The sequence below is a fragment of the Methylobacterium pseudosasicola genome, from assembly GCF_900114535.1.
In the GTDB taxonomy this organism is placed as follows: Bacteria; Pseudomonadota; Alphaproteobacteria; order Rhizobiales; family Beijerinckiaceae; genus Methylobacterium; species Methylobacterium pseudosasicola.
In genome coordinates, this window is record NZ_FOTK01000039.1 from 1 (window position 1) to 25,915 (window position 25,915).

The 25,915-nt window shown below is 70.6% G+C and carries 27 protein-coding genes; 16 read left to right on the plus strand and 11 right to left on the minus strand.

Going from position 1 to position 25,915, the window contains the following annotated elements; genetic code table 11:
- The 8 genes from BM228_RS26485 to BM228_RS26520 all read left to right on the plus strand — a co-directional run.
- A partial coding sequence (locus tag BM228_RS26485; RefSeq protein WP_139234215.1) for a transposase occupies nucleotides 1-324 on the plus strand: 324 nt, incomplete at its 5' end.
- Nucleotides 325-432: 108 nt separating this feature from the next.
- Entirely contained in the window at nucleotides 433-1,320 is an 888-nt protein-coding gene (gene bla, locus BM228_RS26490) for a class A beta-lactamase (protein ID WP_092045275.1), read from the plus strand.
- Between the two features lie 12 nt (nucleotides 1,321-1,332).
- A complete protein-coding gene (locus tag BM228_RS26495; protein WP_092045376.1) occupies nucleotides 1,333-1,833 on the plus strand; it encodes a YbaK/EbsC family protein in 501 nt (166 codons plus the stop codon).
- Nucleotides 1,834-1,902: 69 nt separating this feature from the next.
- Nucleotides 1,903-2,265, plus strand: a complete 363-nt coding sequence (locus BM228_RS26500; protein WP_092045276.1) for a hypothetical protein — start codon at nucleotides 1,903-1,905, stop codon at nucleotides 2,263-2,265.
- Between the two features lie 69 nt (nucleotides 2,266-2,334).
- Complete coding sequence (gene panC, locus BM228_RS26505; protein ID WP_092045278.1) at nucleotides 2,335-3,183, plus strand: pantoate--beta-alanine ligase; 849 nt, start codon at nucleotides 2,335-2,337, stop codon at nucleotides 3,181-3,183.
- Nucleotides 3,184-3,383: 200 nt separating this feature from the next.
- The gene (locus tag BM228_RS26510) at nucleotides 3,384-4,298 is read left to right on the plus strand and encodes an alpha/beta hydrolase (protein ID WP_092045280.1); all 915 of its coding nucleotides are present in this window, start codon (nucleotides 3,384-3,386) and stop codon (nucleotides 4,296-4,298) included.
- Nucleotides 4,295-5,665 (plus strand): MFS transporter, encoded by a 1,371-nt coding sequence (locus tag BM228_RS26515; protein ID WP_092045282.1) that lies wholly within the window; start codon nucleotides 4,295-4,297, stop codon nucleotides 5,663-5,665. The genes BM228_RS26510 and BM228_RS26515 overlap by 4 nt, the downstream gene beginning before the upstream one ends.
- Before the next feature lie 142 nt (nucleotides 5,666-5,807).
- Nucleotides 5,808-7,085, plus strand: coding sequence for an OprO/OprP family phosphate-selective porin (locus BM228_RS26520; RefSeq protein ID WP_244537319.1), 1,278 nt, complete (start codon nucleotides 5,808-5,810; stop codon nucleotides 7,083-7,085).
- Between the two features lie 22 nt (nucleotides 7,086-7,107).
- Here the strand turns inward: BM228_RS26520 and BM228_RS26525 are convergent, their stop codons facing one another.
- Nucleotides 7,108-8,532 (minus strand): EAL domain-containing protein, encoded by a 1,425-nt coding sequence (locus BM228_RS26525; protein WP_092045286.1) that lies wholly within the window; start codon nucleotides 8,530-8,532, stop codon nucleotides 7,108-7,110.
- Between the two features lie 303 nt (nucleotides 8,533-8,835).
- On the opposite strand from BM228_RS26525, the gene BM228_RS26530 reads away from it, so the two are divergent.
- Nucleotides 8,836-9,708 carry a MipA/OmpV family protein gene (locus BM228_RS26530; protein ID WP_092045288.1) on the plus strand — a complete coding sequence of 291 codons (873 nt, stop codon included), beginning with the start codon at nucleotides 8,836-8,838 and terminating at the stop codon, nucleotides 9,706-9,708.
- Nucleotides 9,709-9,770: 62 nt separating this feature from the next.
- On the plus strand, nucleotides 9,771-9,992 hold the full coding sequence (locus tag BM228_RS26535; protein WP_092045290.1) for a heavy-metal-associated domain-containing protein: 222 nt from the start codon (nucleotides 9,771-9,773) through the stop codon (nucleotides 9,990-9,992).
- A gap of 8 nt (nucleotides 9,993-10,000) precedes the next feature.
- Here BM228_RS26535 and BM228_RS34870 read toward each other — a convergent pair whose 3' ends face one another.
- Entirely contained in the window at nucleotides 10,001-10,150 is a 150-nt protein-coding gene (locus BM228_RS34870) for a hypothetical protein (protein ID WP_167367837.1), read from the minus strand.
- A 362-nt stretch (nucleotides 10,151-10,512) separates the two neighbouring features.
- On the opposite strand from BM228_RS34870, the gene mnmG reads away from it, so the two are divergent.
- From mnmG to BM228_RS26555, 4 genes are read left to right on the plus strand one after another with little or no spacing between them, the layout of a single operon-like run.
- The gene (gene mnmG / locus BM228_RS26540) at nucleotides 10,513-12,402 is read left to right on the plus strand and encodes a tRNA uridine-5-carboxymethylaminomethyl(34) synthesis enzyme MnmG (protein WP_092045292.1); all 1,890 of its coding nucleotides are present in this window, start codon (nucleotides 10,513-10,515) and stop codon (nucleotides 12,400-12,402) included.
- Nucleotides 12,399-13,034, plus strand: coding sequence for a 16S rRNA (guanine(527)-N(7))-methyltransferase RsmG (gene rsmG, locus BM228_RS26545; RefSeq protein ID WP_092045294.1), 636 nt, complete (start codon nucleotides 12,399-12,401; stop codon nucleotides 13,032-13,034). The genes mnmG and rsmG overlap by 4 nt, the downstream gene beginning before the upstream one ends.
- Nucleotides 13,031-13,924 carry a ParA family protein gene (locus BM228_RS26550; protein WP_007563442.1) on the plus strand — a complete coding sequence of 298 codons (894 nt, stop codon included), beginning with the start codon at nucleotides 13,031-13,033 and terminating at the stop codon, nucleotides 13,922-13,924. The genes rsmG and BM228_RS26550 overlap by 4 nt, the downstream gene beginning before the upstream one ends.
- A 56-nt stretch (nucleotides 13,925-13,980) precedes the next feature.
- On the plus strand, nucleotides 13,981-14,895 hold the full coding sequence (locus tag BM228_RS26555; protein ID WP_092045296.1) for a ParB/RepB/Spo0J family partition protein: 915 nt from the start codon (nucleotides 13,981-13,983) through the stop codon (nucleotides 14,893-14,895).
- 205 nt (nucleotides 14,896-15,100) lie between these two features.
- Here the strand turns inward: BM228_RS26555 and holA are convergent, their stop codons facing one another.
- The 5 genes from holA to BM228_RS26580 all read right to left on the minus strand — a co-directional run bounded on the left by holA (nucleotide 15,101) and on the right by BM228_RS26580 (nucleotide 21,115).
- Nucleotides 15,101-16,144, minus strand: coding sequence for a DNA polymerase III subunit delta (gene holA / locus BM228_RS26560; protein ID WP_092045298.1), 1,044 nt, complete (start codon nucleotides 16,142-16,144; stop codon nucleotides 15,101-15,103).
- Nucleotides 16,145-16,151: 7 nt separating this feature from the next.
- On the minus strand, nucleotides 16,152-16,697 hold the full coding sequence (gene lptE / locus BM228_RS26565; RefSeq protein WP_092045300.1) for an LPS assembly lipoprotein LptE: 546 nt from the start codon (nucleotides 16,695-16,697) through the stop codon (nucleotides 16,152-16,154).
- Nucleotides 16,698-16,816: 119 nt separating this feature from the next.
- Entirely contained in the window at nucleotides 16,817-17,770 is a 954-nt protein-coding gene (locus tag BM228_RS26570; protein ID WP_092045302.1) for an AEC family transporter, read from the minus strand.
- A 107-nt stretch (nucleotides 17,771-17,877) separates the two neighbouring features.
- Nucleotides 17,878-20,118: a TonB-dependent siderophore receptor gene (locus BM228_RS26575; protein WP_092045304.1), complete on the minus strand. Its 2,241-nt coding sequence runs from the start codon at nucleotides 20,116-20,118 to the stop codon at nucleotides 17,878-17,880.
- A 130-nt stretch (nucleotides 20,119-20,248) separates the two neighbouring features.
- A complete protein-coding gene (locus tag BM228_RS26580; protein ID WP_092045306.1) occupies nucleotides 20,249-21,115 on the minus strand; it encodes an acid phosphatase in 867 nt (288 codons plus the stop codon).
- 267 nt (nucleotides 21,116-21,382) lie between these two features.
- On the opposite strand from BM228_RS26580, the gene BM228_RS26585 reads away from it, so the two are divergent.
- Complete coding sequence (locus BM228_RS26585; protein ID WP_092045308.1) at nucleotides 21,383-21,826, plus strand: hypothetical protein; 444 nt, start codon at nucleotides 21,383-21,385, stop codon at nucleotides 21,824-21,826.
- Between the two features lie 66 nt (nucleotides 21,827-21,892).
- Here the strand turns inward: BM228_RS26585 and BM228_RS26590 are convergent, their stop codons facing one another.
- The 4 genes from BM228_RS26590 to BM228_RS26605 form a co-directional block, all read right to left on the minus strand.
- Nucleotides 21,893-22,750, minus strand: coding sequence for an alpha/beta fold hydrolase (locus BM228_RS26590; RefSeq protein WP_092045310.1), 858 nt, complete (start codon nucleotides 22,748-22,750; stop codon nucleotides 21,893-21,895).
- Nucleotides 22,751-22,778: 28 nt separating this feature from the next.
- Nucleotides 22,779-23,624 carry a 2,3,4,5-tetrahydropyridine-2,6-dicarboxylate N-succinyltransferase gene (gene dapD, locus BM228_RS26595; RefSeq protein ID WP_092045312.1) on the minus strand — a complete coding sequence of 282 codons (846 nt, stop codon included), beginning with the start codon at nucleotides 23,622-23,624 and terminating at the stop codon, nucleotides 22,779-22,781.
- A gap of 71 nt (nucleotides 23,625-23,695) precedes the next feature.
- A complete protein-coding gene (locus BM228_RS26600; protein WP_092045314.1) occupies nucleotides 23,696-24,145 on the minus strand; it encodes a cyclic nucleotide-binding domain-containing protein in 450 nt (149 codons plus the stop codon).
- A 127-nt stretch (nucleotides 24,146-24,272) separates the two neighbouring features.
- Nucleotides 24,273-24,959 carry a response regulator transcription factor gene (locus BM228_RS26605; protein ID WP_092045316.1) on the minus strand — a complete coding sequence of 229 codons (687 nt, stop codon included), beginning with the start codon at nucleotides 24,957-24,959 and terminating at the stop codon, nucleotides 24,273-24,275.
- A gap of 426 nt (nucleotides 24,960-25,385) precedes the next feature.
- On the opposite strand from BM228_RS26605, the gene BM228_RS26610 reads away from it, so the two are divergent.
- Nucleotides 25,386-25,913, plus strand: a complete 528-nt coding sequence (locus BM228_RS26610) for a L,D-transpeptidase family protein (RefSeq protein WP_208612104.1) — start codon at nucleotides 25,386-25,388, stop codon at nucleotides 25,911-25,913.
- Nucleotides 25,914-25,915 lie beyond the last annotated feature (2 nt).

Genomic DNA, 25,915 nt, shown 5'->3' on the forward strand with positions numbered 1-25,915 from the left:
GCCTTCCAGACTTACGTCGAGCGCGTGCTCGTGCCCGAACTCGCTCCCGGCGACATCGTCGTGATGGACAACCTCGGCAGCCACAAGGGCCCGGCGGTACGTGCCGCCATCGAAGCGGCAGGCGCGCAGTTGCTGTTTCTCCCGCCCTACTCGCCCGACTTCAACCCGATCGAGATGGCCTTCTCGAAGCTCAAGGCGCTGCTGCGCAAGGCCGCCGAGCGCACTGTCGAGGGATTGTGGGCAGCCATCGGACGGCTCATCGACACCATCACGCCCGATGAATGCGCTCACTTCTTCACAGCCGCCGGATATGAACCAGATTAAATCGAAAACGCTCTAGCATCTCGGCGCCCCCGCTCCATCGCCGCCATCGAATGGCCAAGCTAGGTCATCACATCGGCTCGCGATGCCGTCGAAAGACCGAGTCGCGCCATGCTATCCTGGACCCGCCGCACCGCCTGCCTGAGCGCCCTCGCCGCGCCGCTGATCCTGCGCAGCGGGCTCGCCCACGCCCAGGAGACCGAACTTGCACTGACCGCGATCGAGCGCCGGCTCGGCGGGCGACTCGGGGTCTCGGTGGGCACGCAGGCGGGCGTTCTTCTGAGCCATCGCGTGGATGAGCTGTTCCCGATGTGCAGCACGTTCAAGGTCCTGGCCGCTGCGGCCGTGCTGGCGCGGATCGATGCGGGGACTGACTCTCTGGACCGGGTCATTGCCTTCGGACCAGGCGACCTTCTGAGCTACGCGCCGATCACCCGAAAAACCCTGGACGCCGGCGGCGGCACCGGGCGGATGACGCTCTCAGAGCTCTGCGCCGCCGCGCTCGAATGGAGCGACAACAGTGCGGCCAACCTGTTGCTCACGGCTTTGGGCGGACCCGAGGCGCTGACCCGCTGGCTCCGCAGCATCGGCGATCCCGTCACCCGCCTCGACCGCGACGAGCCGACCCTGAACACCGCCCTCCCCGGTGATCCGCGCGACACCACCAGCCCGGCGGCGATGCGCGACACCCTCGGGCGCGTGCTGCTCGGGTCCGTCCTGTCGGCCGCTTCGCGCGGGCGGCTGGAGGCCTGGATGGTCGCGTCCCGGACCGGGCTGAAGCGCATCCGGGCCGGATTGCCGCCGGACTGGCCCGTCGGCGACAAGACCGGCACCGGCGACAACGGCACGTTCAACGACGTGGCGATCCTGCGGCCGCCGGGCCATGCGCCGGTCTTCGCCTGCGTGTACATCACCGGCGCCCAGGTTCCGGCGGAAGCGGTGGAGGCGGCCTACGCGGAGATCGGCCGGCTCGTCGCCGCACGAGTTGGCGCAGCCTGATTGCAGACGACCATGGCCAAGAACCCTACCAAGACGCCTGCCAAGACCACCCGCGCCACCCAGGCCCTCGACAAAGCCGCCCTGCGCTACAGCCTGCACGCCTACGCGTACGACCCGGAGGCGCCGCGCACCGGCCTTCAGGCCGCCGAGGCGCTGGGCGTCGCGCCCGGCCGGGTGCTCAAGACCCTGATGGCGGCGGTGGACGGCAAGACCGTCTGCCTGCTGGTCGCCTCCGACAAGGAGGTGTCGATGAAGCGGGTGGCGGCGGCGTTTTCCGGTAAGGCGGCCGCGATGCTCAAGCCCACGGATGCCGAACGCCTGACCGGCTACCATGTCGGCGGCATCAGCCCGCTCGGGCAGAAGCGGGTGTTTCCGACCGCGATCGATGCCGGCTCGCTGTCGGATCCGGCGGCCGAGATCCACATCAACGGCGGCGGGCGGGGGGTGCAGATCCGCCTGACCGAGGGCGATCTCGTGGCCGTCCTGGCGGCTTTGGTGGTGCCGCTGACCTGATCGCCCCGGGCGTAAGCGACCGTTTACCCTGTTCCCCCACCCTGCCGCCGGAACGGGGACGGGTGCGGCATGCGGGTGACGGGGCGACACGCAATCGGGACGGCGCTCGGCCTCGCCCTGCTGGTCGCCGGGCACGCGGCTCCCGCGGCGGATCTGGACGTGCGCGGCAGCTACGAAACGGTCACCCGCGGCAGCCTGCGCTTCTTCCCGCGCAGCGACGGGATCGATCGCCGCCCGGTCTACAGCCTTCGCAGCCGGGCGGTGCCGGTAGGCTGCACGCCCCGCCGGGTGCCGGTGCCGACCAACGCGCCGGACGATCCGAGCTATGTCGGCTCCGAATACGGCCTGTCGCATCCGAGCTATTACGGCTTCACCCCGCCGCCCGGCGTCGACGATCCGTTCGGCCGGTCGCTCCTGCCCTATTGCCCCTGATCCGGCGCAGCCGGGTTCCACTCCGGCGGATCATGCTCTAGATCGGCGCCCCGCCGCGGAGCCCGACCCGTGTCCGAATCGACCCCCCAGCGTTTCAGCGATCTTCCTAGCCTGCGCCGAAGCGTGGCCGGCTGGCGGAAGGCGGACGAGCGCATCGTGCTGGTGCCGACCATGGGGGCGCTGCACGAAGGCCATCTCGCCCTGGTGGCCGAGGCGCGGCGGATCGGCCGGCGTGTGGTGGCGAGCATCTTCGTCAACCCGACCCAATTCGGCCCGAACGAGGATTATTCGCGCTACCCCCGGGACCTTGAGACCGACCTCGCCCTGCTCGGCCGGGCTGGCGCCGACGCCGCCTGGACGCCCCACGTGGAGACCATGTACCCGCCGGGCTTTGCCACCCGGATCGATGTCGCCGGGTTGACCGAGGGGCTGTGCGGCCCGTTCCGGCCCGGCCATTTCTCCGGGGTCGCCACGGTGGTGACCAAGCTGCTGAACCAAGTCCAGCCGGATGTCGCGCTGTTCGGCGAGAAGGATTTCCAGCAGCTCCGGGTGATCCAGCAGGCGGTGGCCGATCTCGACCTGCCGGTGGAGATCCGGGGCGTGCCGACCGTGCGCGAGGCGGACGGCCTCGCCCTGTCGTCGCGCAACCGCTACCTCTCGCCCGAGGAGCGGGCGGTGGCCCCGCGGCTCCACGCGGTGCTGACCGAGATCGCAGCCGCGGCTCGCGGCGGCAGCCCGGTCGCAGGCCCGGTCGCCGAAGGACGCGCCGCCCTGGAGGCGGTGGGCTTCCAGGTGCAGTACCTCGCGGTCTGCGACGCCCGGACCTTGGGACCGGTCGAGCGGGTGGACGGACCCACCCGGGTCCTCGTCGCCGGGTTCCTCGGCCGCACCCGCCTGATCGATAACGTGGCGGTCTAAGGCTCGCCCCGCGTCCGGATGCATCGGCGAAACCCGAAGTTTCAAAAGGTCCGCGACCTTTTGCGGGTGCAGGGCAGCGCCCTGCAATTTTTCAAGTCCGTCAAACCTCCAGTTGCGTCAGCAGCGGGATCGCGCTCATCTTGGCCGATCACGTGGCTCCGGCCATGGTAACTGTATTTCCGCCGCGCCGAGACCCGCCGATGCCGACCCCTTCGCCCGACGAGCGCGACATCGACCGGATCCGCGCCCGTCTGGCCGCCAGCCCGAGGCCGGCCGATCTCGCGGCCCGCCGCGCCCGCGTGGATGCGCTCGGGGCAAACTATCCGCTGCCGGACGATGTCCATGTCCAGCCGGCCAAAGCCCGGGACGTGCCCGCGGAATGGACCGCGACGCCGGCGGCTGACCGGGACCGGGTGATCCTGTTCCTGCATGGGGGCGGCTACGTCTCCGGGTCGCTGGCGAGCCATCGCCACATGGTGGCCCAGGCTGGCCGGGAGTCGGGCACGCGCACCTTCGCCCTCGCCTACCGGCTCGCCCCGGAGCACCCGTACCCGGCGGCGATCGGCGATGCGCTGGCCGGCTACCGGTTCCTGCTCGAATCCGGGTTCGCGCCCGAGCGCATCGCCCTGGCCGGCGAGAGCGCCGGGGGCAGCCTCGCGGTGGCGACCGCCCTGTCGCTGCGGGCGCGGGGGATGCCGATGCCCGGCTGCCTGTGGCTCAGCTCGCCCTGGACCGACCTCGCGCTCACGGGCGGGAGCCTGGACACCAAGGCCGTCGTCGATCCGCTGATCAGCCGGGCCTACCTCGCCGAGCTCGCCACCGCCTATCTCAACGGCGCCGACCCGCGCGACCCGTTGGTCTCGCCGATCCACGCCGATCTCGCCGGCCTGCCGCCGACGCTCATCCAGGTCGGCTCCGCGGAGACCCTCCTCGACGACGCCCTGCGGCTCGCCGGGGTGGCCGCAGCCGCAGATGTGGCGGTGGAGCTGGAAGTCTGGCCGCACATGATCCACGCCTGGCACCTGTTCTACCCGGAGGTGGCGACCGGCCGGCGCTCCCTGGCGAGCGCGGGGCGCTTCATCCGGGCGCGGCTGGACGGGGCGTCCGGCACATGACGACCGGGACGGCGAGCCCGCGTCTCGTCGTCCTGTCATGCTGCCTCGGCATGCTGGCCATCGGGATCAACGGCACGGCGATCATGACCGCCCTGCCGACCATCCGGCGCGATCTCGCACTGGATGCCGGTCACGTGGCCTGGGCGGTGAACGCCTATCTCGTGGCAGCCGCCGCCTGCGTGATGCTGGGGGGCGCCATCACCGACCGGATCGGCGCTGCCCGGGCCTCCGTGGCCGGCCTGCTGCTCTTCGCCCTGGCCTCCGCCGTGATCGCGCTGGCGCGGGATGCGGACGTTCTGCTCGCCGGCCGCGCGCTCCAGGGCCTCGGTGCAGCCCTGTCGATCCCCAGCACCCTGGCGGCGATCAGCACCGCGAGCCCGCCCGAACGGCGCGCTGGGGCGATCGGCGCCTGGGCCGGAACCCTGATGCTCGGCTTCAGCATCGGACCGCTGATCGGGGGCATCCTCACCCATCTCGCCGGATGGCGCGTGATTTTTTGGGCGGATGGGACCGCCATCGTGCTGGCGGCCTGCGGCCTGTGGTTCGCAGGACCGACCCGACCACCGGTGCCGACAGTTCGGCCGCACCGCTTCGATGGACTCGGCTTCGTCTCCCTGGCGGCCGCGATGGTTGCCACGATCTTCGCCTTGCAGGGGCTCGCCCATATCGGCCAGGCGCCCCTCCGGCTGGCCGTGCCTCTCGGGTTCGCGCTCCTGGCCTTCGCGCTATTCGTGCGCCAGGAGCGGCGCTGCACCGGGCCCCTTGTCGATTTCGGCCTGTTCACGACGCGGGGCTTCAAGCCCGCTCTGATCATCGCCACCACGGCGATGTCATGCATCCTGCCGCTGCTGCTGTTCTTCAACCTCGACGCCCAGAGACCGGACGGCCTCGGACTCAGCGCCATCGGTGCGGGGGGCCTGCTCCTGCCGATGAGCGCGGGCCTGCTCGCCTTTGCGCTGCTCGCCCCCCGGCTCGCAGCGCGGTTCGGGGTGCGGCAGACCATCGGGGCGGCGTTGCTGGTGGTCGCCGTGGCGGCCCTGGCTGTGGCGTGGGCCTTCGGAGCCCGCGCGCTCCCGCTTCTCGGTGTCGGGCTGTTCTGCCTCGGGGCGGGCCTGGCCGTGCCCTACGCGATCGCGCCGCGCCTGGCGCTCGCCGAGATCCCCGGGCCGCAGGCGGGCCAGGGCTCCGGCATCGTCAACAGCTGCACGCTGCTCGGCGGCAGCATCGGCGTCACCCTCGGCGCCGTGGCGTTCGGCGAGGACGGCTTTGCCCGGGTGATGCTGCTGCTGGCCCTCGCCGCCCTGATCGGGCTGCTGGCCGCCGCCCGGCTGCCGTCTGCGCGGCCGGTCGCGACTGGAAAGCCCTGACCCGGGATCCGAAGCCCGGCCTGCGGTCGGCTGTCCGTCACGAGGCCGTGGCCGCGAGGCCACGCCCGGCGTGATTCGGGCGTTCGCTGCCTTGCGTGATTGGCGGGGGGCTCCTGACCTGCTCTGTGGCCGGGTGATGGGAATGCGCCCTGCCCCTGCCCTGCTGGTCCTGTCGCTCGCCGCCGCGTCGCCCGCCGGGGCGGCCGAGGACGCGATCGAGGGCATGGCCGGTCCCTCCGGCGAGCGCCTGCGCTACGACGCGAAGGGTCTGACGCTGACCTTTCCCGAGCCGGAGGTGAAGCTCCAGATCGGCGGCCGCCTGCATATCGATGCCGGCGCGGCGAGCTTCAGCCGGCCTGGCCTCGCCGCGACCTTCCCCGACACCGTGGCGGTCCGCCGCTCGTGGATCGAGCCGACGCTCACCATCGGCAAGGATTGGGTGGTCGCCTTCCAGTACGATTTCAGCGATCCGATCCTGCCGATCAACGACGCCTTCGTCGCCTGGAAGGGGCTGCCGGACACGATCCTGACGCTGGGCAACATGAAGGTGCCCTTCAGCCTCGAATGGCTGCAGAGCAACAACGACACGCTGTTCGCCGAGCGCTCCCTGGCCAACGCCTTCGTGCCGGATCGCCGCTTCGGCTTCGCGGTCGGGCATCACGGGCAGGCCTGGACCGCCGTGGCGAGCGTGTTCGGCAACGCCGCCAGCAACGGCATCACCGGCGACGGCGTGGCGGCCGCTGGTCGGGCCACGGTGGCGCCGATCCTGGAGGAGCGCGAGACCCTGCATTTCGGGCTGGCCGGCCTCTATCAGAGCCGCGCCCGAGGCGACGGGGATTTCAGCTTCTCCACCACGCCGGAAGCCTCGTTGTTCGCGCGACCCTTCGTCGATACCGGCGACCTGCCGGACGTGGCGCGCGTGTCCCGAATCGGCGCCGAGTTCGCCTATCGCAACGGTCCGTTCCTGGTGCAGGCCGAGTATATCCGCGCCGCGATCGACCGGTTCGCCGGCCCGGGCGGGGCCGCGCCCAGCCTCGATTTCCAGGGCGGCTATGTCGAGGCCGGCTGGGTGCTGAACGGCGCGGGCCGCGCCTACGCCCTCGCTCCGCAGGGCGGCACCACCTGCGCGACCTTCAAGGGCGTCCAGCCGCGGGATGACCAAAGGGTCTCCCGGGGCGGAATCGGCGTGTTCGAGCTGTCCGCGCGCTACAGCGCCATCGAGCTGAACGCCCGGGGTTTTCGCGGGGGCACCGAGCGGGACGTGAGCCTGGGCCTGAGCTGGTACCCCGAGCCGAACCTGCGCCTGATCGCCAACGTCATCCACGGCCGCGTGCAGCCGGGCGCCGCCCAGTCCGACGCGCTGGGCACCGCGCCGTTCTCCGTGGATACCGTCCTGGGGCGTTTGCAGATCTACTGGTGAGGCGCGCGGCTCAGACGGCCGGTCAGACGGCTCTGCGCAGGACCGAGCGGAACGGCCGCCGCTCGGGCTCCGGCTCGGCGGGGGGCGGCGGGGTGGGCGCCTCGGGCGGCGGCGCGGAAAGGACCTCGGCGCGCACCGGCCGCGGAGCCGCGAAGGCCGCGCCCTGGGCGTAGGGCACGTCGAGATCGATTAGATCCGGCACGTCCGCCTCGTCGGTGACGCCGGTGGCGACCAGGCGGATGCCGGCCCGGGCCAGGGCGGGCGCCAGATCCTCGATGGCGATGTCCGACAGCCTGCGCCGGTCAGAGCCCGGCCGCAACAGCATCTCGGCCGGCACCTTGACCTGGCCGACCCCGAGCCCGGCGAGCTGGGCCACGTCAAAGCGCAGGTCGTCCGCCCGGTCGAGGCTGAACCCGATCCGGCCGCGCAGGGGCAGGAGCAGGCCCCGCTGCCCGCCATCGAGGCCGTGCCAGCTCGCCTGGGGCAGGGCGATCGCCAGCCCGGACAGGGCGGGATCCTCCGTGACGGTGCGGGCCAGCTCCCGCAGGAGGCCCGGCTCGAACAGCGAGAGCGGCGACAGGCCGTAGGTCAGCATGGTCTCGCTGCCCCGGCGGGCGAGGTGGCGCGCCACGATGGCGGCCCGCTGCAGCATGCGCCGGTCGAGCTCGGTGGTGCGGCCGTAGCGCTCCAGAGCCGGCAGGAACGCCTCGGGCTCGATGAGCCGGCCCTCGACCCGCAGGCGGGCCAGGGCCTCGTAGGCCGTGACCTTGCGCTGGGGCAGGGTCACCACCGGCTGCAGGTGGATCTCCAGCGCATCCGCCTCGAAGGCCCGGATGATCTCGGCCTCGCTCTCGGCCCAGGGCGCGGGCGCGCGGGGGACCGGACGGGGCGGGATCGGCCGCGGCGCCGGGGGCGGCTCGGGCGGTGTGTCCTGGACGATCGGCTGCGCGGCAAGACGCGGCTCGATCGGGGCCGCGGGCGGGATCGGGGTCGGAAGCGGCAAACGCTCGGGGTCCGGGGCCGCCTGGGCGCGCACCGGCTCCGGGCGCGGCTCGGGCCGGGCCTTGAGGCTGGCGATCTCGGAATCCTGGGTGCTCACTACCGTGGTCAGGTCGCGCACGATGCCGCTGAGCAGCCCGAGCTCCACGGTCAGTTCCTCGACTTCGGCCCGGAGCGCGGCGTCGCCGGCCTCCGGCCGCGGCGGCACGGCCGCGGTCTCGGCCTTCAACAGGCGCCGGGACAGCAGGTCCACCTCGCCGGAGAGCTTGTCGCAACGGGCCTTCAGGGTGGCGGCGCGCACCTGGGCGAGGCCGGCCGCGACGGCGGCGAGTGCGCCGAGTGCCAGGGCGCTCGTAGCCGGCGCGAACACCGCGAGCGGCCCGAGCACGACGAGCGCCAGAAGCCCGGCCGCCAACAACCCCGCGTATCGGCGGAGGACCGGGATCATCGTGACAACACCTACCAGGGTTCCTGCACCGACCGTCGGGAGAAGTCCCAGTCGCTGATTCGGCGGGCGGAGACCGATTCTGCGATCTTTGTCGCCGCGCGGCTCGCCCGGCAAGGCGAGGGCATGCGAATTCCATCCTGTGTGGTGTCGGCGCCCGCGGAAACGTTGCGGAATCGCCACGGCCGGGCGGTTTGCAAGGGGTCGGACGAGGGTTGCACCGGGCGCTCATGCGAATGGGAAGAAAAGGCGCCATAAAGCGTGGCCATGACGATTGTGACTGCCTGCGTTCTGAAGTGCGTTCCGATGTCCGATGTCCTCCGCCGCGTTGGTTTGTCCGTCGGCGCCCTGACTCTCACGCTGGCTGCTGTCCCGACATCAGCCGCGGATCTCGGGGCGGCATCCTCCCGCTCCGCGCCGGTCTTCACGCAGGTCGATCCGAACGCCGTCGATCCGAACACCTGGATCGTCACCGTCAGCGCCTCGCTTCAGGCGATCCCGCGCTATCCCGGTGCGTCGGACTACACCGCGGTCGGCTATCCCGGGATCGACATTCGCAAGGCCGGCGAGCCACGGCGCTTCTCGACGCCGGATGACGGCTTCAGCTTCTCCTTCTACGACGACCCGTCGTTCCGGATCGGGCCGACCGCCCGCATCGTGCCCGGCCGCTATTACGGCGATGACCGGCGCCACCTATACGGCTTCCGGGACGCGCGCATCGCTCTCGAGCCGGGCGTGTTCGCCGAGTTCTACCCGACCCCGTTCATCCGCACCCGCGTGGAGGCCCGTCAGGGCGTGTACGGGCATCACGGTACAGTCGGCTCGGTGGCGGCCGACTATCTGATGCCGGCGGGCCAGTTCCTGTTCTCCATCGGTCCGCGCTTCAACATCGGCGATGCCAGCTACGCCCGGAAGTATTTCGGCGTGTCGCCGGCCGAGGCCGCGCTCAACGGCCGGGTGACCCCGTACAATCCCGGAAGCTTCTACGCGGCGGGCGTGCTCGGCGCCGTGACCTACACCCAGGACGAGACCTGGGCCTATACCGGCTATGCCGGCTACACCCGGATCCTGGGCGCGTCCGGCGACAGCCCATTGGTGCGCCGCCCGTTCGGCAATCCCGACCAGTTCCAGTTCGGCCTGAAGGTCGATTACGCGTTCCGCATGCCGGCCCAGTTCTGAGGCGTCTTGCGCCGGCCGCGCCGCGCCCCGACATCCCGGTGACACTGTTCACGGAGGCTCGGATGGACGAGACGCGCACCGATCTGCTGATGCAGGTGGACGGCATGACCTGTGACGGCTGCGCCGCCGCGGTGACGCGCACGGTGAACCGGATCGACCCGGCGGCCGAGATCCAGGTCGACCGCGAATCCGGCCGCGTCGCGATCCGCACGGACGCCCAGGCCCTGGTCATCGCGGACGCGCTCACCAAGGCCGGCTACACTGCCACGGCCATGACCGGCTGAGACGGAGCCTAGGCCCGCGTTAGGAACATCCCGGTCAGCAGCAGCGCGAAGGCGGCCAGACCGAACAGGCCTTCCTTGCGCTGCGTGGGATCGAGGAAATGGGCGGCGGCGCCGGCCGCGCAGCAGGCGGCGCCTAGGCCGATCGTCAGAGATGACATCGCAATCCCTCCTCATCGCGCGTCAGCCCCGACGCTGCGAAACAGTCCCGTTCCCGGGGCCTGCCGGACGCCGTTGTCCGTTCAGGATTTTGTTTGTATTCGGATGCTCGCACGGCGCGTGAAAACTCGCAAGGCGCGCGTAATATCTTGCGGACTGTATTTGGTTGATTGCGGTGTGCGGGATCGGTGGCACATCTGGATGGGATGACTGAGAAATAGGCCGTGAATACCGTATTCACGGCCTCGGGCGAAGGCGCCGGCTGAGCGGCGGCCCAATCCAAAAAAGGCCCCTCCCCCGGTGATCCAGCAATCCTGCGACCGGATGCGTTGACCGTCCCGGCCACGCCCGCGTAATCACCCGCATGCTCACCACCTCATCCGACCGGTTCGACGTCGTGGTCGTCGGCGGCGGCCATGCCGGCGTCGAGGCGGCGGCTGCGGCCGCGCGCTGCGGCGCCCGCACGGCTCTGGTCACCCACGACCCCGCCACGATCGGCGCCATGTCGTGCAACCCCGCCATCGGGGGGCTCGGCAAGGGCCATCTCGTGCGCGAGGTCGATGCCCTGGACGGGTTGATGGGTCGGGTCGCAGATGCGGCCGGCATCCAGTTCCGATTGCTCAACCGCCGGAAGGGGCCGGCCGTGCGCGGTCCCCGCACCCAGGCCGACCGAAAGCTCTACGCCGCCGCCATGCAGGCGGCCATCGCCGAGACCGCGGGTCTCACCGTGGTGGCGGGCGCCTGCGAGGATCTCGTCCTCGATCCGGAGGGCCGGCTCTCCGGGCTCGTGCTGGCCGATGGCCGGGCGATCGCCTGCGCCGCCGTGGTGCTGACCACCGGCACCTTCCTGCGCGGGCTGATCCATATCGGCGAGCGCCAGATCCCGGCCGGCCGGGTCGGCGAGGCGCCGGCGATCGGGCTAGCCCAGACCCTCGACCGGCTCGGCCTGCGGCTGGGCCGTCTCAAGACCGGCACCCCGCCCCGTCTCGACGGCCGGACCATCGACTGGTCGGGCTTGGAGATGCAGGAGGCCGATGCCGAGCCGGTGCCGTTCTCGACGCTGACGGACACGATCACCACGCCGCAGATCCGCTGCGGCATCACCCGGACCACCCAGGCGGTCCACGACCTGATCCGCGCCAACCTGCACCGCTCACCGATGTATTCCGGCGGCATCGCCAGTCGGGGCCCACGCTACTGCCCGTCGATCGAGGACAAGGTCGTGCGCTTCGGCGACCGGGAGGGCCACCAGATTTTTCTGGAGCCCGAGGGGCTGGATGACCCGACCATCTACCCGAACGGTATCTCAACGGCCCTCCCCGAGGAGGTCCAGCGGGAGATCATCCACCTGATCCCGGGGCTGGAGCGCGCCGCGATCCTACGGCCGGGCTACGCCATCGAATACGATTACGTCGACCCGCGCGAGCTCGATACCGGGCTCCAAGTGAAGCGCCTGCCCTGCCTGTTCCTGGCCGGCCAGATCAACGGCACCACCGGCTACGAGGAGGCGGCCGGCCAGGGGCTGGTCGCCGGGCTCAACGCCGCCCGCCGCGCCGGCGGCCACGACTTGGCGACCTTCGACCGGGCCGAATCCTATCTCGGCGTGATGATCGACGACCTCGTGACCCACGGGGTCAGCGAGCCGTACCGGATGTTCACCTCGCGCTCGGAATACCGGCTGTCCCTGCGGGTCGACAATGCCGACGAGCGGCTGACGCCCCGGGGGATCGCGCTGGGTTGCGTCGGCCGGCACCGGGCCGATCATTTCTCGGCTTCGCAGGCGGAACTCCGAGAAGCGCGCAGCCGGCTCGATGCCCTGAGCCTCACGCCGAACCAGGCGGCCCTGCAGGGCATCAGCCTGAACCGCGACGGCATCCGCCGCAGCGCGTTCCAGCTGCTGGCCTATCCCGAGATCACCTGGGGCCAACTCGCGGCGATCTGGCCCGAGCTGGCCGAGACCGCGCCGCGGGTTGCCGACCGCCTCAAGACCGACGCGACCTACGCGGTCTATCTCGACCGGCAGAATGCCGACATCGCCGCCTTCCGGCGCGACGAGGCCGTGCGGCTACCCGCGAGCCTGGATTATGCCGGGATCAGCGGCCTCTCGAACGAGATGCGGGTGAAGCTCGAGACCGTCCGCCCTGGCACCCTCGGCCAGGCCGCCCGGATCGAGGGCGTCACGCCCGCCGCCCTCACCCTCCTGGCCGCCCACGCGCGACGGGCTGCGCCCGATGCCGGCTGCCGCGTCCCATGAGCGATCCGGACCGCGCCCGAATCCTCGCCGCCTCCGGTGTTTCACGTGAAACAGCCGAGCTGCTGGACCTCTACGTCGCCCAGCTTCGGCGCTGGCAGCCGATCAAGAACCTCGTCGGCCCCGCCACCCTGGCGGAGGTCTGGAGCCGCCATATCGACGACGCCCTCCAGCTCCTCGACCTCGCCCCCGACGCCGGGACCTGGTTGGATCTCGGGTCCGGCGCCGGCATCCCGGGCCTGATCCTCGCTATCGCCGGCCGCGAGCGGGGCATCCAGGTGGATCTGATCGAGAGCAACGCGCGCAAATGCGCCTTTCTCACCGAGACCGCCCGCGTCACCGGTGCGCCGGCCCGAGTGCGCAACGCCCGGATCGAGGCGGTGATCGGCGACTACCAGGGCGTCGACATCGTCTGCGCACGCGCCCTCGCGCCCATGACGCAGCTCCTCGCCTGGACGGAGCCGCTGTTGAAAACGGGCACCACCGGGCTGTTTCCGAAGGGCCGGGACGTGCAAGCTGAATTGACCCAGGCGGCCGCGCAGTGGAGAGTCGTTAACGACCTCGTGCCGAGCCGGACTGATTCCGAAGCCCGGATCGTGCGCGTCACTGCCCTCGCCGCCCCGAGCCATCGATGACCGAAGCGATCCTCGGCGATTCCGCCGACCGGTCCGTGGATCCGTCCAGCGATCCCGTCTTGACCCCTGCCGAAAGACCGTCCGTGAGACATCCCCTGCGGATCCTGGCGCTGGCCAACCAGAAGGGCGGCGTCGGCAAGACCACGACGGCGATCAACCTCGGCACCGCGCTGGCGGCGATCGGCGAGGACGTGCTGGTGCTCGACCTCGACCCGCAGGGCAACGCCTCCACGGGGCTCGGCATCGACCGGGCTCGCCGGCAGGTCTCGACCTACGACGTCATGACCGGCGAGGCGTCGCTGGCCGAGGCGGTGATCCCCACGGCGGTGCCGCGGCTGTCGATCGCGCCCTCGACCATGGATCTGCTGGGCCTGGAGATGGAGCTGGCCACCCTGCCCGACCGGGCCCACCGGCTGCGCGGCGTGCTCAAGGACATCGCGCAGGCCAAGGGTCTGGAGCGGATCAGCTACGTGCTGATCGATTGCCCACCTTCGCTCAACCTGCTGACCATCAACGCGCTGGCGGCCGCCGACGCGGTGCTGGTGCCGCTGCAATGCGAGTTCTTCGCGCTGGAGGGTTTGAGCCAGCTGCTGCGCACCGTCGAGCAGGTCCGCGGTGCGCTGAACCCGAAGCTGACCATCCAGGGCATCGTGCTGACGATGTTCGACCCGCGCAACAACCTCTCCGCCCAGGTGGTGGCGGATGTGCGCGGTTTCATGGGCGACAAGGTCTACGAGACCGTGATCCCCCGCAACGTCCGCATCTCCGAGGCGCCGTCCCACGGCAAGCCGGCTTTGCTCTACGATTTGAAATGTGCCGGCAGCCAGGCGTATCTGCGCCTCGCCTCCGAGGTGATCCAGCGCGAAGGCCGGGTGCCGGCAGCGGCCTGATTGTGTGATCCCAAAAAATCGGGGATCGAGTGCGGAGCGTGACACGGGTGACAAGGATGGCGGAGGAGGGGGCACGACCCCGTCTCGGGCGCGGGCTCGCGGCGCTGATCGGTGATTTCGGCGATGTCGGGCAGGCGGCCAAGGCCGAGGGCAAGATCGAGCCGCAGCGCAAGGTTCCGGTGGAGTTCCTGCGCCCGAACCCGCGCAACCCCCGCCGCAGCTTCGGCGAGGCGGAACTGGCGGAACTCGCGACCTCGATCACCCAGCGCGGCATCATCCAGCCGATCGTGGTGCGACCGCTGGCCGATGTGCCGGGGGCCTTCGAGATCGTGGCTGGCGAGCGGCGCTGGCGGGCGTCCCAGAAGGCCGGGCTCGATGAGGTGCCGGTGGTGATCGTCGAGATCGACGACCGCGCCTCCCTGGAATTCGCCATCCTGGAGAACGTCCAGCGGGCGGATCTCAACCCGATCGAGGAGGCGTCCGGCTACGAGCGCCTGATGCAGGACTTCGCTTACACCCAGAAGGAGTTGGCCGAGATCCTGGGCAAGAGCCGCAGCCACCTCGCCAACACCCTGCGGCTGCTCAACCTGCCGCCCGCCGTGCAGGACCGGGTCACCGCCGGCGAGCTCACCGCCGGCCATGCCCGCGCGCTGCTGGCGGTGCGCGATCCCGAAGCCTTGGCCCGCCGGGTCGTGGCCGAGGGCCTGTCGGTGCGCGAGGTCGAGGCGGTCGCCGCGTCCGAAGCCGCCGAGGCCGCTGCCCCCGACACTCCCCGCCCCGGTCGCCCGCGCCTCTCGGCCGAGCGCCCTGCCCCGGTCCGCGAGCTGGAGTTGCGGATCCGCCGGGCCCTGGGGGTCGACGTGGTCTACAAGCCCAAGGACGAGACATCGGGCGAGATCCGCATCCGCTACGAGACCCAGGACGAGCTCGAGGGGCTGCTCAACCGGTTCAAGGTGTCGGAAGAGAGCTGAGAAAAGCTTCTTTCCGGCGTCCATCCCACCCCTTCCCTCATCCTGAGGCGACGAAGCGAAGCGAAGGCCTCGAAGGAGGCCTCCAGGGATCGCGCGGTTTCTGGAGGGCTCCTTCGAGGCGCCCGCTGCGCGGGCGCACCTCAGGATGAGGGCGCGGATGGGATCGATGCAGGGAGTCTCGTCGAAGGCGAAGCTGCTGGATGGTCTAACGCCGCCGCCGGGCGCCCGCCTCCGCCACCCGCAGCAGCGCCGCGGAGGCCAGGGCGTGCGCCAGTTCCGGCTCCGCCCGCCGGCAGGCCAGGATCGCCTCCTGGAGGGCCTTGACCGCCTGCCGAAGCGTGCCAGCCGGCCAGGTGGCGAGCTGGCCCTCGATGCTGGCCTTGCGCTTGAAATGCAGGCCCCGCCAGGAGGCCACCATCAGGGACGGCGTCTTGTCAGGATTGTCGAGACGGGTTGCCAGCAGGGTGAGGGCGTGTCGCAGGGCCGAGCCGAGCACCGCGCCGGGATCCAGACCCTCGTGCCGGAAGCGTCGGTAATCGCGCTCCACCGCCTCTCGGCGGCCGTCGAACGCGGCATCGATCAGGGTGTTGAGCACACTGGCGGCCACGTCGCTGGTCACGGCCTCGACATGGTCGAGGGTGACGACCTTGTCCCCTGGCCCCCCCCCGCCCGCGTAGAGCGCGAGCTTCTCGATCTCCATCAGGCTGGCCCGGCGGTCGCCGCCGAGGCTGCGGGCCAGGACCTCACGGGCGGCGCGATCGATGCGCAGGCCGCGCTCCTGCAAGGTGCGCTCGATCAGGTCCGAGAGCGTGCGCTCGTCGTCGGCGTAGCAGGGAATCGCCAGCGCCTTGGGCGAGCGCTCGCACAGGACGCGCATCGGGTTGTTCTTGGCGAGGTCGCCGGCCTCCACGACAATGCGGGCATCGGCCACCTCGGCGGCGAGCACCGCCTCGACCGCGGGCGCGTAATTGCGGCTGCCCGGCCGCACCCAGATCGACCGACGGCCGCCGAAGAGGCCCATGGTGCCGGCCTCGTCGCAGAGCCGGCCCGGATCGGAGGCGAGGGTGTCGCCGTCGATCCGCACCAGCGCGAAGGGATCGCCCGGGTCGGTGACGAAGTCCTCGGCGAGTTTTCGCGCACGCTCGGTGACCAGGCCGGTATCGGGCCCGTAGACCAGGATCACCGGGATGCGCGGATCGGGCCCGCGCCGGATCAGGCCCTCGATCTCGCCCGCCTTGACCGCCGTCAAAGCCGGCTCACGGCTTGGTCGAGAGCACGGCGGCCAGGCGCGTCTTGATCTGGTCCGCCAGGACGCTGGCGAGACGGATCTCAGCATCGCGCGCCGCCCGCTGGCTGGCGAAGCGCTGGACCGAGCGGTCGTAGGTCGCCGTCGAGGTCGCGACGCCCTCGGAATAGACCTTGGTGCCGGCCATATCCTCCAGGCTGTACTTGATGTTGGCGACCAGCGTGCCGGCCTCGGCGCGGCCGGTGGTGGAGGAGACGATCGGGGTCTGCACAATCTCGGAGCCCGAGAGCTTCAGTCGGTAGCGCTTGCTCGCCGGCTGGCCGGAGCCGTCGAGCTCGAAGATCAGTTCGCTGCGCAGGTAATGCCCGAGCCGCTCCTGGCCCTGGGCCATCCCGACATCGTCGACCTGCACGGAGGCCAGCAGCGCCTGCACGGTCTCGCCGGAGGCGGTCGGCCCGTAGAGCGGGCGGAAGCAGGCCGACAGGTTCAGCGCCAGGCCGGCCACGCAGGCGAGGCGGCCGATCCGGCCCGCAACCGATACTCCCGAACCCACCATCACGTCGCCGCCCGCCCCGTCGTGTTCGCCTGTGTTTAGCGCGGACCGGCAAGGTCGCGCCATGAGCCTATGGGTCAAGCGTTACGATTTCTCTGCGGCGAGAGCGTGGTCGCGACGTTTCAGAGTGTGGCCAGATAGCCCGAGACCGTGACGATTGACAGGATCGTCGAGACCAGCACCACCGTGGAGGTCAGGTCGGCCTCCCGGCGGTAGAACTCCGCCAGCATGAACGGGCCGGTCCCGGTGGGCAGGGCGGCCATCAGCACCGCCACGTGCAGGAGCAGCGGCGGCAGATCGAACAGATAGCGGCCGAGCCCGTAGGCGAGCAGCGGCTGTCCGACGAGCTTCAGGCCGACCAGCAGGGAAGCCGCCCGGGGCTGGGCGCTGCCGGGCCGGCGCTTCTGGGCCAGGAACAGGCCGAGCGCCACCAGGGCGCACGGGGAGGCGGCCCCGCCGAGGAGTTTTAGAAATGTCTCGGCCGATGCCGGTAGCGTGAGGCCGGCACTCGGGATCAGGGCGCCGAGCGCCGGCGCGATCAGCAACGGGTTGCGGATCAGCGACCGGCCGACCGCGCGCCAGACCGGGACGTTCGAACCGCCCTGCCCGGCCCCGCGCGCCTCCCGCCGGAGGCCGGTCTCGATCAGCACGATCGCCACCGCGAACACGCCGCAGACCGTGAGGATCGCCGCCACGGTGGTGGGCGCCAGCGCCTCCGGGCCGAACGCCACCAGCGCCAGGGGGAAGCCCATGAAGCCGGTATTGGGATAACCGGCATTGAGCCCGTCCACGGCGGCGTCGGAGAGCGGGTGACCCTCCCCTCGCCGGACCAGCACCGTGAGGGTGAACACCGCCAGGCTGCTCAGCCCGAAGGCGGCGATGAAGCCGGGCTTCCAGATCGCGCTCCAATGGGCATGCGCGGTCACGTCGAACAGCAGCGCCGGCAGGGCCAGGAACACCACGAAGCAGTTGAGTTCGGTGGTCGCGGCAGCACCGAGCACGCCGATCCGCCGGGCCAGCCAGCCGGAAAAGATCAGCGCGAAGATCGGCAGCACGACCAGCAGGGTCGAGAGCATAGGCGGCCCGAGTCGGAGGACGAGGCGCCGGCCTTAGAATGGATTCGCCGCCGATCTCCAGTCCCGAGGGCGGGGACCTGCCATGCTCCCCTGCCTTCGCGATGCGCCTACCAGCGGTAGATCAGGCTGCCGATCACCGTGGCCGGGGCGCCGCGGTAGCAGTAGCCGGCCTGACAATTGTAGTAATCGCGGTCGAAGATGTTGAACGCGTTGATCTGCGCTCGGAAGCCTTTGTACTTCGGATCGAGGGCCGCAAAATCGTAGGCGACCAGCGCATCGAACAGTGTCACGGTCGGGTTGCGAACCGTATTCTCATCGTCGGCGAAGCTGTTGGCGTTGAACCGGATGCCGCCGCCGATCGTCAATCCGCGCAGGGCGGAAGACGGAGGGAACAGGTAGGTCAGGAAGGACGCGAAGGTATCGCCCGGAATGCCCGAGAGACGGTTCCCGTCGATCGGCGCGCCGGTGACGGCCGAGGTCTGTTTGACGAAGCGGAAGTCGAGATGGGTGTAGGCGACGGTCAGGTTGGTGCCCGGCGCGAAGTTCGCCGTCGCCTCCATCTCGAAGCCGCGCGAGTTAACCTCACCAGTCGCCACTTGGTTGGCGAAATTCGTGGGATCCTGGCGCAGGATGCTGGTCTGGTTGATATCGAAGCCCGCGATGGCCGCGCTGATGTTCGTGCCCGGGATCAGGTACTTCACGCCCGCTTCGATCTGATCACCGGTGGCGGGCCTGTAGGGGCGACCCGTAACCACGTTGACGCCGACCTGAGGGGTAAAGGTCGTGGCGTAGCTGGCGTAAGGGACGAGGCCGGGCGCGAGTTCGTAGTTCAGGCCGGCGCGGTACGTGAAGGCGCTGTCGTTCTGGCTCTGCGGTCCGGCAACGATGCCCCGCGTGACGCTCGCCGTGTCAGAGGCGACCCAATCCTGCCGTCCGGTCAGCGTCAGGACGAATCTCCCCCACTTCGCCTGCTCCTGGACATAGACGCCAACCTGATCCTGGGCCTGACGCGACGAGCGGTCGATGGTCGGCCGGGTGATCGGTTGGCGGCCGTAGTTCAGGGTGAGCAGGTTGAGGTCGGGCGCCACGCCGAAACCGGCGATGCTGGAGAAATCGTAGTGGTAGTAGTCGATGCCGCTCAGCAGCGTGTGGGCGATCGGTCCGGTCTGGAGGTGGCCCTCGAGCTGCGTGTCGACTGCGAAGGAGGCCAGCGACTGCTTGAATAGACCGGTGGACCGCTGCGCGCTGAGGCCCGTCACCGCGTCGACCTGCGTGTACGAGAAGTTGGCGTCGACGCCGGAATAGCGGAAGTTCTGCCGCAGGATCAGGTCCGGCGAGAACACGTGCTCGAAGGCATAGCCGATCCGGTGCTGATCGGTCCGGTAGGTGTTGAGCGCGCCGTCGCCCGAGTAGATCCGCGATACGCGGAAGCCCGGGAAGTTATAGAAGGTGGCATTGCCCGGAACGTTCGATTCCTGGAATTCCGTGAGCAGCGTGAAGGTCGTGTCGGCCGAGGGCCGCCACGTAAAGGCGGGGGCGATGGTAAACCGGTCGTCCCGGACGCCAGGTCCGGGCAGGAACGTGTCGGACTGGCGTGCGACGCCGGTGAGCCGATAGGCCATCGTTCCATCGGAGCCTTCGACGGGGCCACCGATGTCGAAATTGCCCTGGTAACGGTCGAAGCTGCCCCCCTGGAACCAGACCTCGCCGAATTGGGCGAAGACCGGGCGCTTGCTGGTCACATCGACGATGCCGCCGGGAGAGCCGAGGCCGTAGAGGCCGGAGGCTGGCCCACGCAAGATGGTGAGCGCCTCGGCGCCGTAGGGCTCGATACGGGGGACAGCAAAGCCGACGCCTGTCTGGCGTAGGCCGTCGCGAAAGATACCGTCGTAGGTCTCGGCGAAGCCCCGGATGTAGAATGAATCCGCGCGCGGGTCGAAACCGAACACGTTGCTCGACACGCCCGGCGTGTAGGCGAGGGCCTCGTTGAGGCTCTGGACGTTGCGGTCGTTGAGCTGCTCGCGGGTGACCACGGAGACCGATTGCGGGGTCTCGATGAGCAGTGTGTTGGTCTTGGTCGCGGTCGGGCTCACGCGTGCGACGTAGCCGGTAACCCCGGACGGGCCGCCGCCACCGCCGCTGGTGGCCGCGCTGTTGCCGTTGCCGCCGCTGACATTGGCACCCCCGAAGCCGGGCCCGGCCGTGGGAGCGGAGGCGGGACGGGTGGCCTCCACGGAGATTTCGTTGAGCTGCACGGCGCCCTGCGCGGTGGCGTAAGGCGTACCGGCGGCGGTGGCGAGAGCCGTAGAGGTGACAAGTAGCCTGACGCGGGCGGAACGCAAAGACATGGCAAACCCTGAGATGCGCCGATCGCTGGCGCTTCAATCTCAAGATCCATCGTTCACGGGGTCTTGATCAAGCCGAAAACGTGTTGCAAATCACACACTTAGAGCCGTTCAAATCTGAAATTGTTCGCATTCAAAACTCTAGCGGCGGCTCGCGTAGTGCGTCGGCCTCGCGGGTGCAGACGGCTTGGTCGGGGGCGGTGCCGCCTCCGGACAGGGCGCCGCGAAGTTCGGCGCGGGCCTTCTCCAGATCGGCGCGGAAACCCGGATCACCCATCAGCGTGGCGAAGACCGAGGTGCCGGTGAGGCGCCCGGCCGCCACGTCGCTGAGCCAGTGCACGCCGCAGACGACCCGGCTCTCGCCATAGGCCCGGCCCCGGGCCAGGATCGGGGTGGCCTTCTCGGGCACCAGGGAGGCCAGGATCAGCGCGTAGGCCCAGCCCTGCGTGGCGTGGCCGGAGGGGTAGCTGAAGCTGTCGGTGAGCGCCTGGGTCCGCTGGACGCAGATCGGCGCCTCGTTGCCCACGAAGGGGCGCAGCCGCCGGTAATGCACCTTCGGGCCGCGCGTCGCCCGGGCGAGATCGAGCCGGGCGCGCTCCAGCAGGTTGAGCACTGCCGGCACCCGGGCCTGATCGATCCGCGTGCCGAGCACGCAGGCGAAGTTGTCGAGGACCGCGGCCGCACCCTCGGACACGTCGTTGGCCGCGATCTCCCAGCGTGGACTGCCCTTCAGGGCGCGGGTGCCGACGAAGGCCGCCCGGTCGGCCTTGTCGAGGGGCGCATCGTGGGCCGGCGGCGGCGGCAGGATCTGGGTCGCATCGGGACCCGCCGTCTCGGCGAGATAGGGTTTCACCGCCGGCTTGCCGGGCTTGAGCGTGTCGGCTCCCAGCGACGGCGCCGCCGGCGGGTTCGACGGGGCAGGGCGGGGCGTATCCTCGGCGCGCACCGGGGACGCGGCGATCAGGACGGCGAGGGCCGGCAGGGAGAGGGTGCGCAGCATCGGATCCGTGGCGGTGTCGGGCGAGGGACGAGACAGGAAGCGGGCCGCTCCCGCAGACAAACGAACGGCTTGGCCGGACGGTTCAGTCCGCGCACAGGCCTCCGATCCTGTCCAGGGGCTGCCATGACGGATGGGCGGCGGTTGACCCTGGCTGCCGCTTGCGAGAACGCTACGGGTGTCCCCGTTCCGGCCTTCCGACCGCATGGCTCAGCCCCTCGACCGCGCCCGCCTCCTAGAGGCGTTCGAAGCTCCGCCGCCGGTGGCATCATGAGACCGCATTCCCTGGCGGAAGTGGTCGAGCGGGCGCGGGACGACGGCGATTGGGAGCATCACCTGCGCGATTTCCTCGACGCCTTCTACGCGGCTGACGGGGACGTCGCGCGGCAAGCGGCGTTCGTCGCCGACGAGCCAGGCTTGCTCGGGCGGCCGGAGGCCGATGCGTTCCTGGGCGGGGCCGGGGAGCATCTGGCCCGGCGCTGGGGCCTGCCGATCCCGGGCTGGGTCCGGGCCGAGAGCCGGTATCTGGCGACCGCCCTGTTCGTGCCCGACGAGAAGCGCCTGCGGGGCTATCTGATGTGCGTCAGCCCGGTCTCGTTTCGGACGCGGCTGATCTTCACCGGGCCGGACCCGCTCCAGCGCGCCCGCTTTCCCTACCATCGCGGCGTGATCACGATGCCGCCGGAACATGGGTTTTCAAAGGGCGAGCCCTGATGAGGCCAGGGCTCTGCCCTGGACCCGCAAAAGGTCCCGGACCTTTTGAATCCGTAAATTTGCCGGCTAAATCGCCTGGACCGCCTTCGCGACCGCGGTTGGGAACTCCTCGTGCGGGCTCAGGGCTCCGGGGATCGCGGCGCTCGTGACCCGGCCGTGAGAGATCAGCGCGTCCATCTCCGCGCCGGAGCGGCGCGGGGCTTTCTCCGGCCGCAGCACCAGGGTCGGCGGCAGGCCCTCTCCGAACAGGTCCAGGAAGGCGGTGCGGTCGGCCACGGGGTCGAGGCCGCCGGTGACGAAGGCGGCGGTGCCGAAGCGGCCGTTGCGCTGGCGGGTGACCGCGTGCTTGGCCCGAATCACGGCCGGCGTGACGTGGGCCGGGTCGGCGTAGACATGAGCGCGCATCATCCGGCCGATGATCGGCGGGCTGATGTTGAGCCGGTAGAGCGCATCGCCGAGGACCGGCGCCTCCACGGCCCGGCGGATGCGGGGAAACCAATGCGCCCGGCTCGGCATCGCGGTGGGCAGCGGCCCGCGCCAGGTCGGCGCCACCAGAACCAGCCGCTCGAACGCTTTCGGGTGCCTGCGCGCCGCCGCGACCAGGTAGCCGGCGGCGTGTCCGGCCGCGATCCCGATCGCGTAGGGGCCGGGCACGGCGGCGAGCAGCGCGTCCAGGAATGCGTGCAGGGTGTCCGGACCGAGGGGCAGGCGGGTCCGCGGCCGGGCGCCGAAGCCCGGCCAATTGGGCACCAAGCTGCGATACTGCGAGCCGAGAGCGCGGGCGAGGTCGCGCATCTCGGCCCGGTCCGAGATCGTGGACAGGGCCGGCAGCAGCAGCGCGTCGCGCCCTGTGCCGATCACGTCGCACGGGGTCGGCACGGGCCGGCCCGCCACGATCAGGTCGAGGGTTCGCGTCGTCTCCACCGGGTCGCCCCCAAACTCCCAAAAAAAATCAGGTGCGCAGCAGCTCGTTGATGGCGGTCTTGGAGCGGGTGCCGGCATCGACGCGCTTGACGATCACGGCGCAGTACAGGCCGGGGCCGGGGGTGCCGTCCGGCAGCGCCTTGCCGGGCATCGTGCCGGACACCACCACGGAGTAGGGCGGCACGCGGCCATACATCACCTCGCCGGTGGTGCGGTCGACGATCTTGGTCGAGGCGCCGATATAGACACCCATGGACAGGACGCTGCCCTGGCCGACGATCACGCCCTCGGCCACCTCGGCGCGGGCGCCGATGAAGCAATCGTCCTCGATGATCACCGGATTGGCCTGGAGCGGCTCGAGCACGCCGGCGATACCGGCGCCCCCGGAGATATGGCAGTTCTTGCCCACCTGCGCGCAGGAGCCGATCGTGACCCAGGTGTCGACCATCGTGCCCTCGCCGACATGGGCGCCGAGATTGACGAAGCTCGGCATCAGCACGGCGCCCGGGGCGATGTAGGAGCCGCGGCGGACGAAGCAGCCCGGCACCGCGCGCAGGCCCGCGGCGCGGAACTCGGCCTCGCCCCAGCCGGCGAACTTGGAGGCGACCTTGTCCCACCAGGGCGCGCCGCCCGGGCCGCCCTCGATCGCCGCCATGTCGTTGAGGCGGAAGGAGAGCAGCACCGCCTTCTTTAGCCACTGGTTGACGACCCAATCGTGGTTGCCGCTCTTCTCGGCGACCCGGGCCTTGCCGGAATCGAGCAGGTTCAGCGCCTCCTCGACCGCCTCGCGCACGGCGCCCTGGGTGCTGGTCGAGATGCCGGCGCGCTCCTCCCAGGCCGTCTCGATGGTCTTGGCGAGGTCGGAGGTGGACATGGGCGCACGCTGCTCTTGTGACGGGGAGCCCGTGCTTACAAGCGGGCACCGGGGCTGTCACCCGGGGGGCCTCAATCCTCTAGCAGAACACGCACCCGGTCGAGATCGGTCACGAGGTCGACCAGGTCGATCGCCAGGGTGTCGTAGACGGATTGGGCGGCCGCGGGGAATTCCTCCAGCACGCGCCGCATCAGCGTCGGGGTGATCCGCATCACCTCGGCGGCGCCCTCGGCCCGGGCCTCGGTCGGCCGGGTGCCGCGCACGAACAGGGCGAGCTGGCCAATCAGCGCCGAGCGCCCGGCGCGCACCGGCTCGGCATCCGCGACCCGGGGGGCGAGCCGGATCGTGCCCGACATCACCACGAAACCACCATCGGCCGGGTCGCCGCGGGCGAACAGCAGGTCGCCGTCGGCCAGCTCACGCCGCTCGGCCGCGAAGGTCAGCAGGCGCAGGGCGTCCCGGTCGAGGAAGCCGAACAGCGGCGCGTCGGCGAGGATCGCGATGTCGTCGTCGAGCCCCAAAGAACCGCCTCACCACCCTGCGCGCAAACGAGCCTGAGCCTCGCTTACACGCAAATCCCTAAAGCCCTTCCCGATCGCGTTGCAATCGCGCTTGGCTCTCGGTTCCCGCCGTGAGGCGCAGGGGGCATCAGGGGAGCAGCTTGTAGCCGCCCCCTTCGGTGACGAGGATCGCCGCGGTGGCGGGGTTCGGCTCGATCTTCTGGCGCAGCCGGTAGATATGGGTCTCCAGCGTGTGCGTGGTGACGTGGGCGTTGTAGCCCCACACCTCGGCGAGCAGCGTGTCGCGGTTCACCACGGCCCGGCCCGCCCGATACAGGAAGCGCAGGATCGCGGTCTCCTTCTCGGTGAGCTTGAGCTTCGAGCCGCGCTCGCCGACCAGCAGCTTGGCGCCGGGCCGGAAGGTGTAGGGGCCGATCTGGAACACCGCGTCCTCGGACGCCTCGTGGCTGCGCAGATGCGCGCGGATCCGAGCGAGCAGAATGCCGAACTTGAACGGCTTGGTGACGTAGTCGTTGGCGCCCGCCTCCAGCCCCTCGACGTGGTCCGCCTCGGAATCCTGGGCTGTGAGCATGATCACCGGGCCGCGGAAGCCGCCGGCGCGCATCCGGCGCACGGCCTCGCGCCCGTCAAGATCGGGCAGGCCGACATCCATCACCGCCAGGTCGATGCGGTCGGTGCCGACCCGCCGGATCGCGTCCGCGGCATTCGCCTCGGTGACCACGGTGAAATCCTCACAGAGGTCGAGCTGCTCGGTGAGCGTGTCGCGCAGGATCGCGTCGTCGTCACAGATCAGCAGGCGATAGGCGTTCGACATCGTCCGGGACCCTGGAGCAGGCGGCGGGACCGGAAAACCCGGTATCCGGGAACGGCCTGCGATGACAAGGATCTGGAGCCTCCCGCGTCCGTCGGATGACGATGCAACGGGCTCCAGGGAACGCCAGGGCGCGCCGCACCGGTCTTCAAGGGCGTTCTCGGTCCCCGCCTGCGCAGGGCGGTGGGCTGGTTCGCTCCCGAATCCCGGCTTCGGCGGCCTGGGTTCCGCGGCTAGGATAGGGCCGCGTTTGTGGCCGGAAATTGCCTTGTGCGCAATTTTTCACGGTTTCGGTATTGGATACCGGGCATAACGCCGGCCGATCCGCCCTGCGACCCCGCGATAAGCGGGGTCGGATGGTGCGTGCGGCAGGCAGGGGAGGGGGCTTTGGTGCGTGGACATCGGCGTGAGCGGCCCGGACTCGTCCGCGTGACCTTGGGCGAGATCCGCGTCCGCGTGCTGGTCGGCGACCGCCGCCGGGGCCAACTACTCGTCGGCCCGGCCGTGATCCCCTGCGCCCTCGGGGCGGGCGGCATCGTCTGCGACAAGCGCGAGGGCGACGGCGGCTCGCCGCGCGGGCGCTTCCGCCTGCGGGGGGGCGCCTACCGGTCGGACCATCTCGGCCTGCGCCCGCGCACGGCCCTGCCGCTCCGGGCGACCCGGCCCGATGACGGCTGGTGCGACGAGAGCCGGGACCGCCGCTACAACCGGCCGATCCGCCTGCCGGCCCCGGGCATCAGCGCCGAGTCGATGTGGCGCCCGGACGGGCTCTACGACGTGGTGATCGACCTCGACTACAACCGCGCCCCGATCCGGAAGGGGCGCGGCTCGGCGATCTTCCTGCACATCGCCCGCGACGGCTACCGGCCCACCGAGGGCTGCGTGGCACTGGCCCGGGCGGACCTGCTCCGGCTGCTCCGGCGCCTCGGCCCGCGCACGCATCTGCGGATCGGGTGAGG

Excerpts from the sequence above, each read along its gene's own strand:
- BM228_RS26500 (WP_092045276.1), top strand. The coding sequence starts at position 1,903 with ATGCGGGTGACGGGGCGACACGCAATCGGGACGGCGCTCGGCCTCGCC.
- BM228_RS26520 (WP_244537319.1), top strand. The coding sequence starts at position 5,808 with ATGCGCCCTGCCCCTGCCCTGCTGGTCCTGTCGCTCGCCGCCGCGTCG.
- lptE (WP_092045300.1), bottom strand. The coding sequence starts at position 16,697 with ATGGTGGGTTCGGGAGTATCGGTTGCGGGCCGGATCGGCCGCCTCGCC.
- BM228_RS26525 (WP_092045286.1), bottom strand. The coding sequence starts at position 8,532 with ATGATCCCGGTCCTCCGCCGATACGCGGGGTTGTTGGCGGCCGGGCTT.
- BM228_RS26550 (WP_007563442.1), top strand. The coding sequence starts at position 13,031 with ATGACCGAAGCGATCCTCGGCGATTCCGCCGACCGGTCCGTGGATCCG.
- BM228_RS26530 (WP_092045288.1), top strand. The coding sequence starts at position 8,836 with ATGTCCGATGTCCTCCGCCGCGTTGGTTTGTCCGTCGGCGCCCTGACT.
- BM228_RS26495 (WP_092045376.1), top strand. The coding sequence starts at position 1,333 with ATGGCCAAGAACCCTACCAAGACGCCTGCCAAGACCACCCGCGCCACC.
- BM228_RS26515 (WP_092045282.1), top strand. The coding sequence starts at position 4,295 with ATGACGACCGGGACGGCGAGCCCGCGTCTCGTCGTCCTGTCATGCTGC.
- rsmG (WP_092045294.1), top strand. The coding sequence starts at position 12,399 with ATGAGCGATCCGGACCGCGCCCGAATCCTCGCCGCCTCCGGTGTTTCA.
- BM228_RS26510 (WP_092045280.1), top strand. The coding sequence starts at position 3,384 with ATGCCGACCCCTTCGCCCGACGAGCGCGACATCGACCGGATCCGCGCC.
- BM228_RS26570 (WP_092045302.1), bottom strand. The coding sequence starts at position 17,770 with ATGCTCTCGACCCTGCTGGTCGTGCTGCCGATCTTCGCGCTGATCTTT.
- BM228_RS26605 (WP_092045316.1), bottom strand. The coding sequence starts at position 24,959 with ATGTCGAACGCCTATCGCCTGCTGATCTGTGACGACGACGCGATCCTG.
- BM228_RS26555 (WP_092045296.1), top strand. The coding sequence starts at position 13,981 with ATGGCGGAGGAGGGGGCACGACCCCGTCTCGGGCGCGGGCTCGCGGCG.
- BM228_RS26585 (WP_092045308.1), top strand. The coding sequence starts at position 21,383 with ATGAGACCGCATTCCCTGGCGGAAGTGGTCGAGCGGGCGCGGGACGAC.
- BM228_RS26535 (WP_092045290.1), top strand. The coding sequence starts at position 9,771 with ATGGACGAGACGCGCACCGATCTGCTGATGCAGGTGGACGGCATGACC.
- BM228_RS34870 (WP_167367837.1), bottom strand. The coding sequence starts at position 10,150 with ATGTCATCTCTGACGATCGGCCTAGGCGCCGCCTGCTGCGCGGCCGGC.
- BM228_RS26575 (WP_092045304.1), bottom strand. The coding sequence starts at position 20,118 with ATGTCTTTGCGTTCCGCCCGCGTCAGGCTACTTGTCACCTCTACGGCT.
- BM228_RS26580 (WP_092045306.1), bottom strand. The coding sequence starts at position 21,115 with ATGCTGCGCACCCTCTCCCTGCCGGCCCTCGCCGTCCTGATCGCCGCG.
- mnmG (WP_092045292.1), top strand. The coding sequence starts at position 10,513 with ATGCTCACCACCTCATCCGACCGGTTCGACGTCGTGGTCGTCGGCGGC.
- dapD (WP_092045312.1), bottom strand. The coding sequence starts at position 23,624 with ATGTCCACCTCCGACCTCGCCAAGACCATCGAGACGGCCTGGGAGGAG.
- bla (WP_092045275.1), top strand. The coding sequence starts at position 433 with ATGCTATCCTGGACCCGCCGCACCGCCTGCCTGAGCGCCCTCGCCGCG.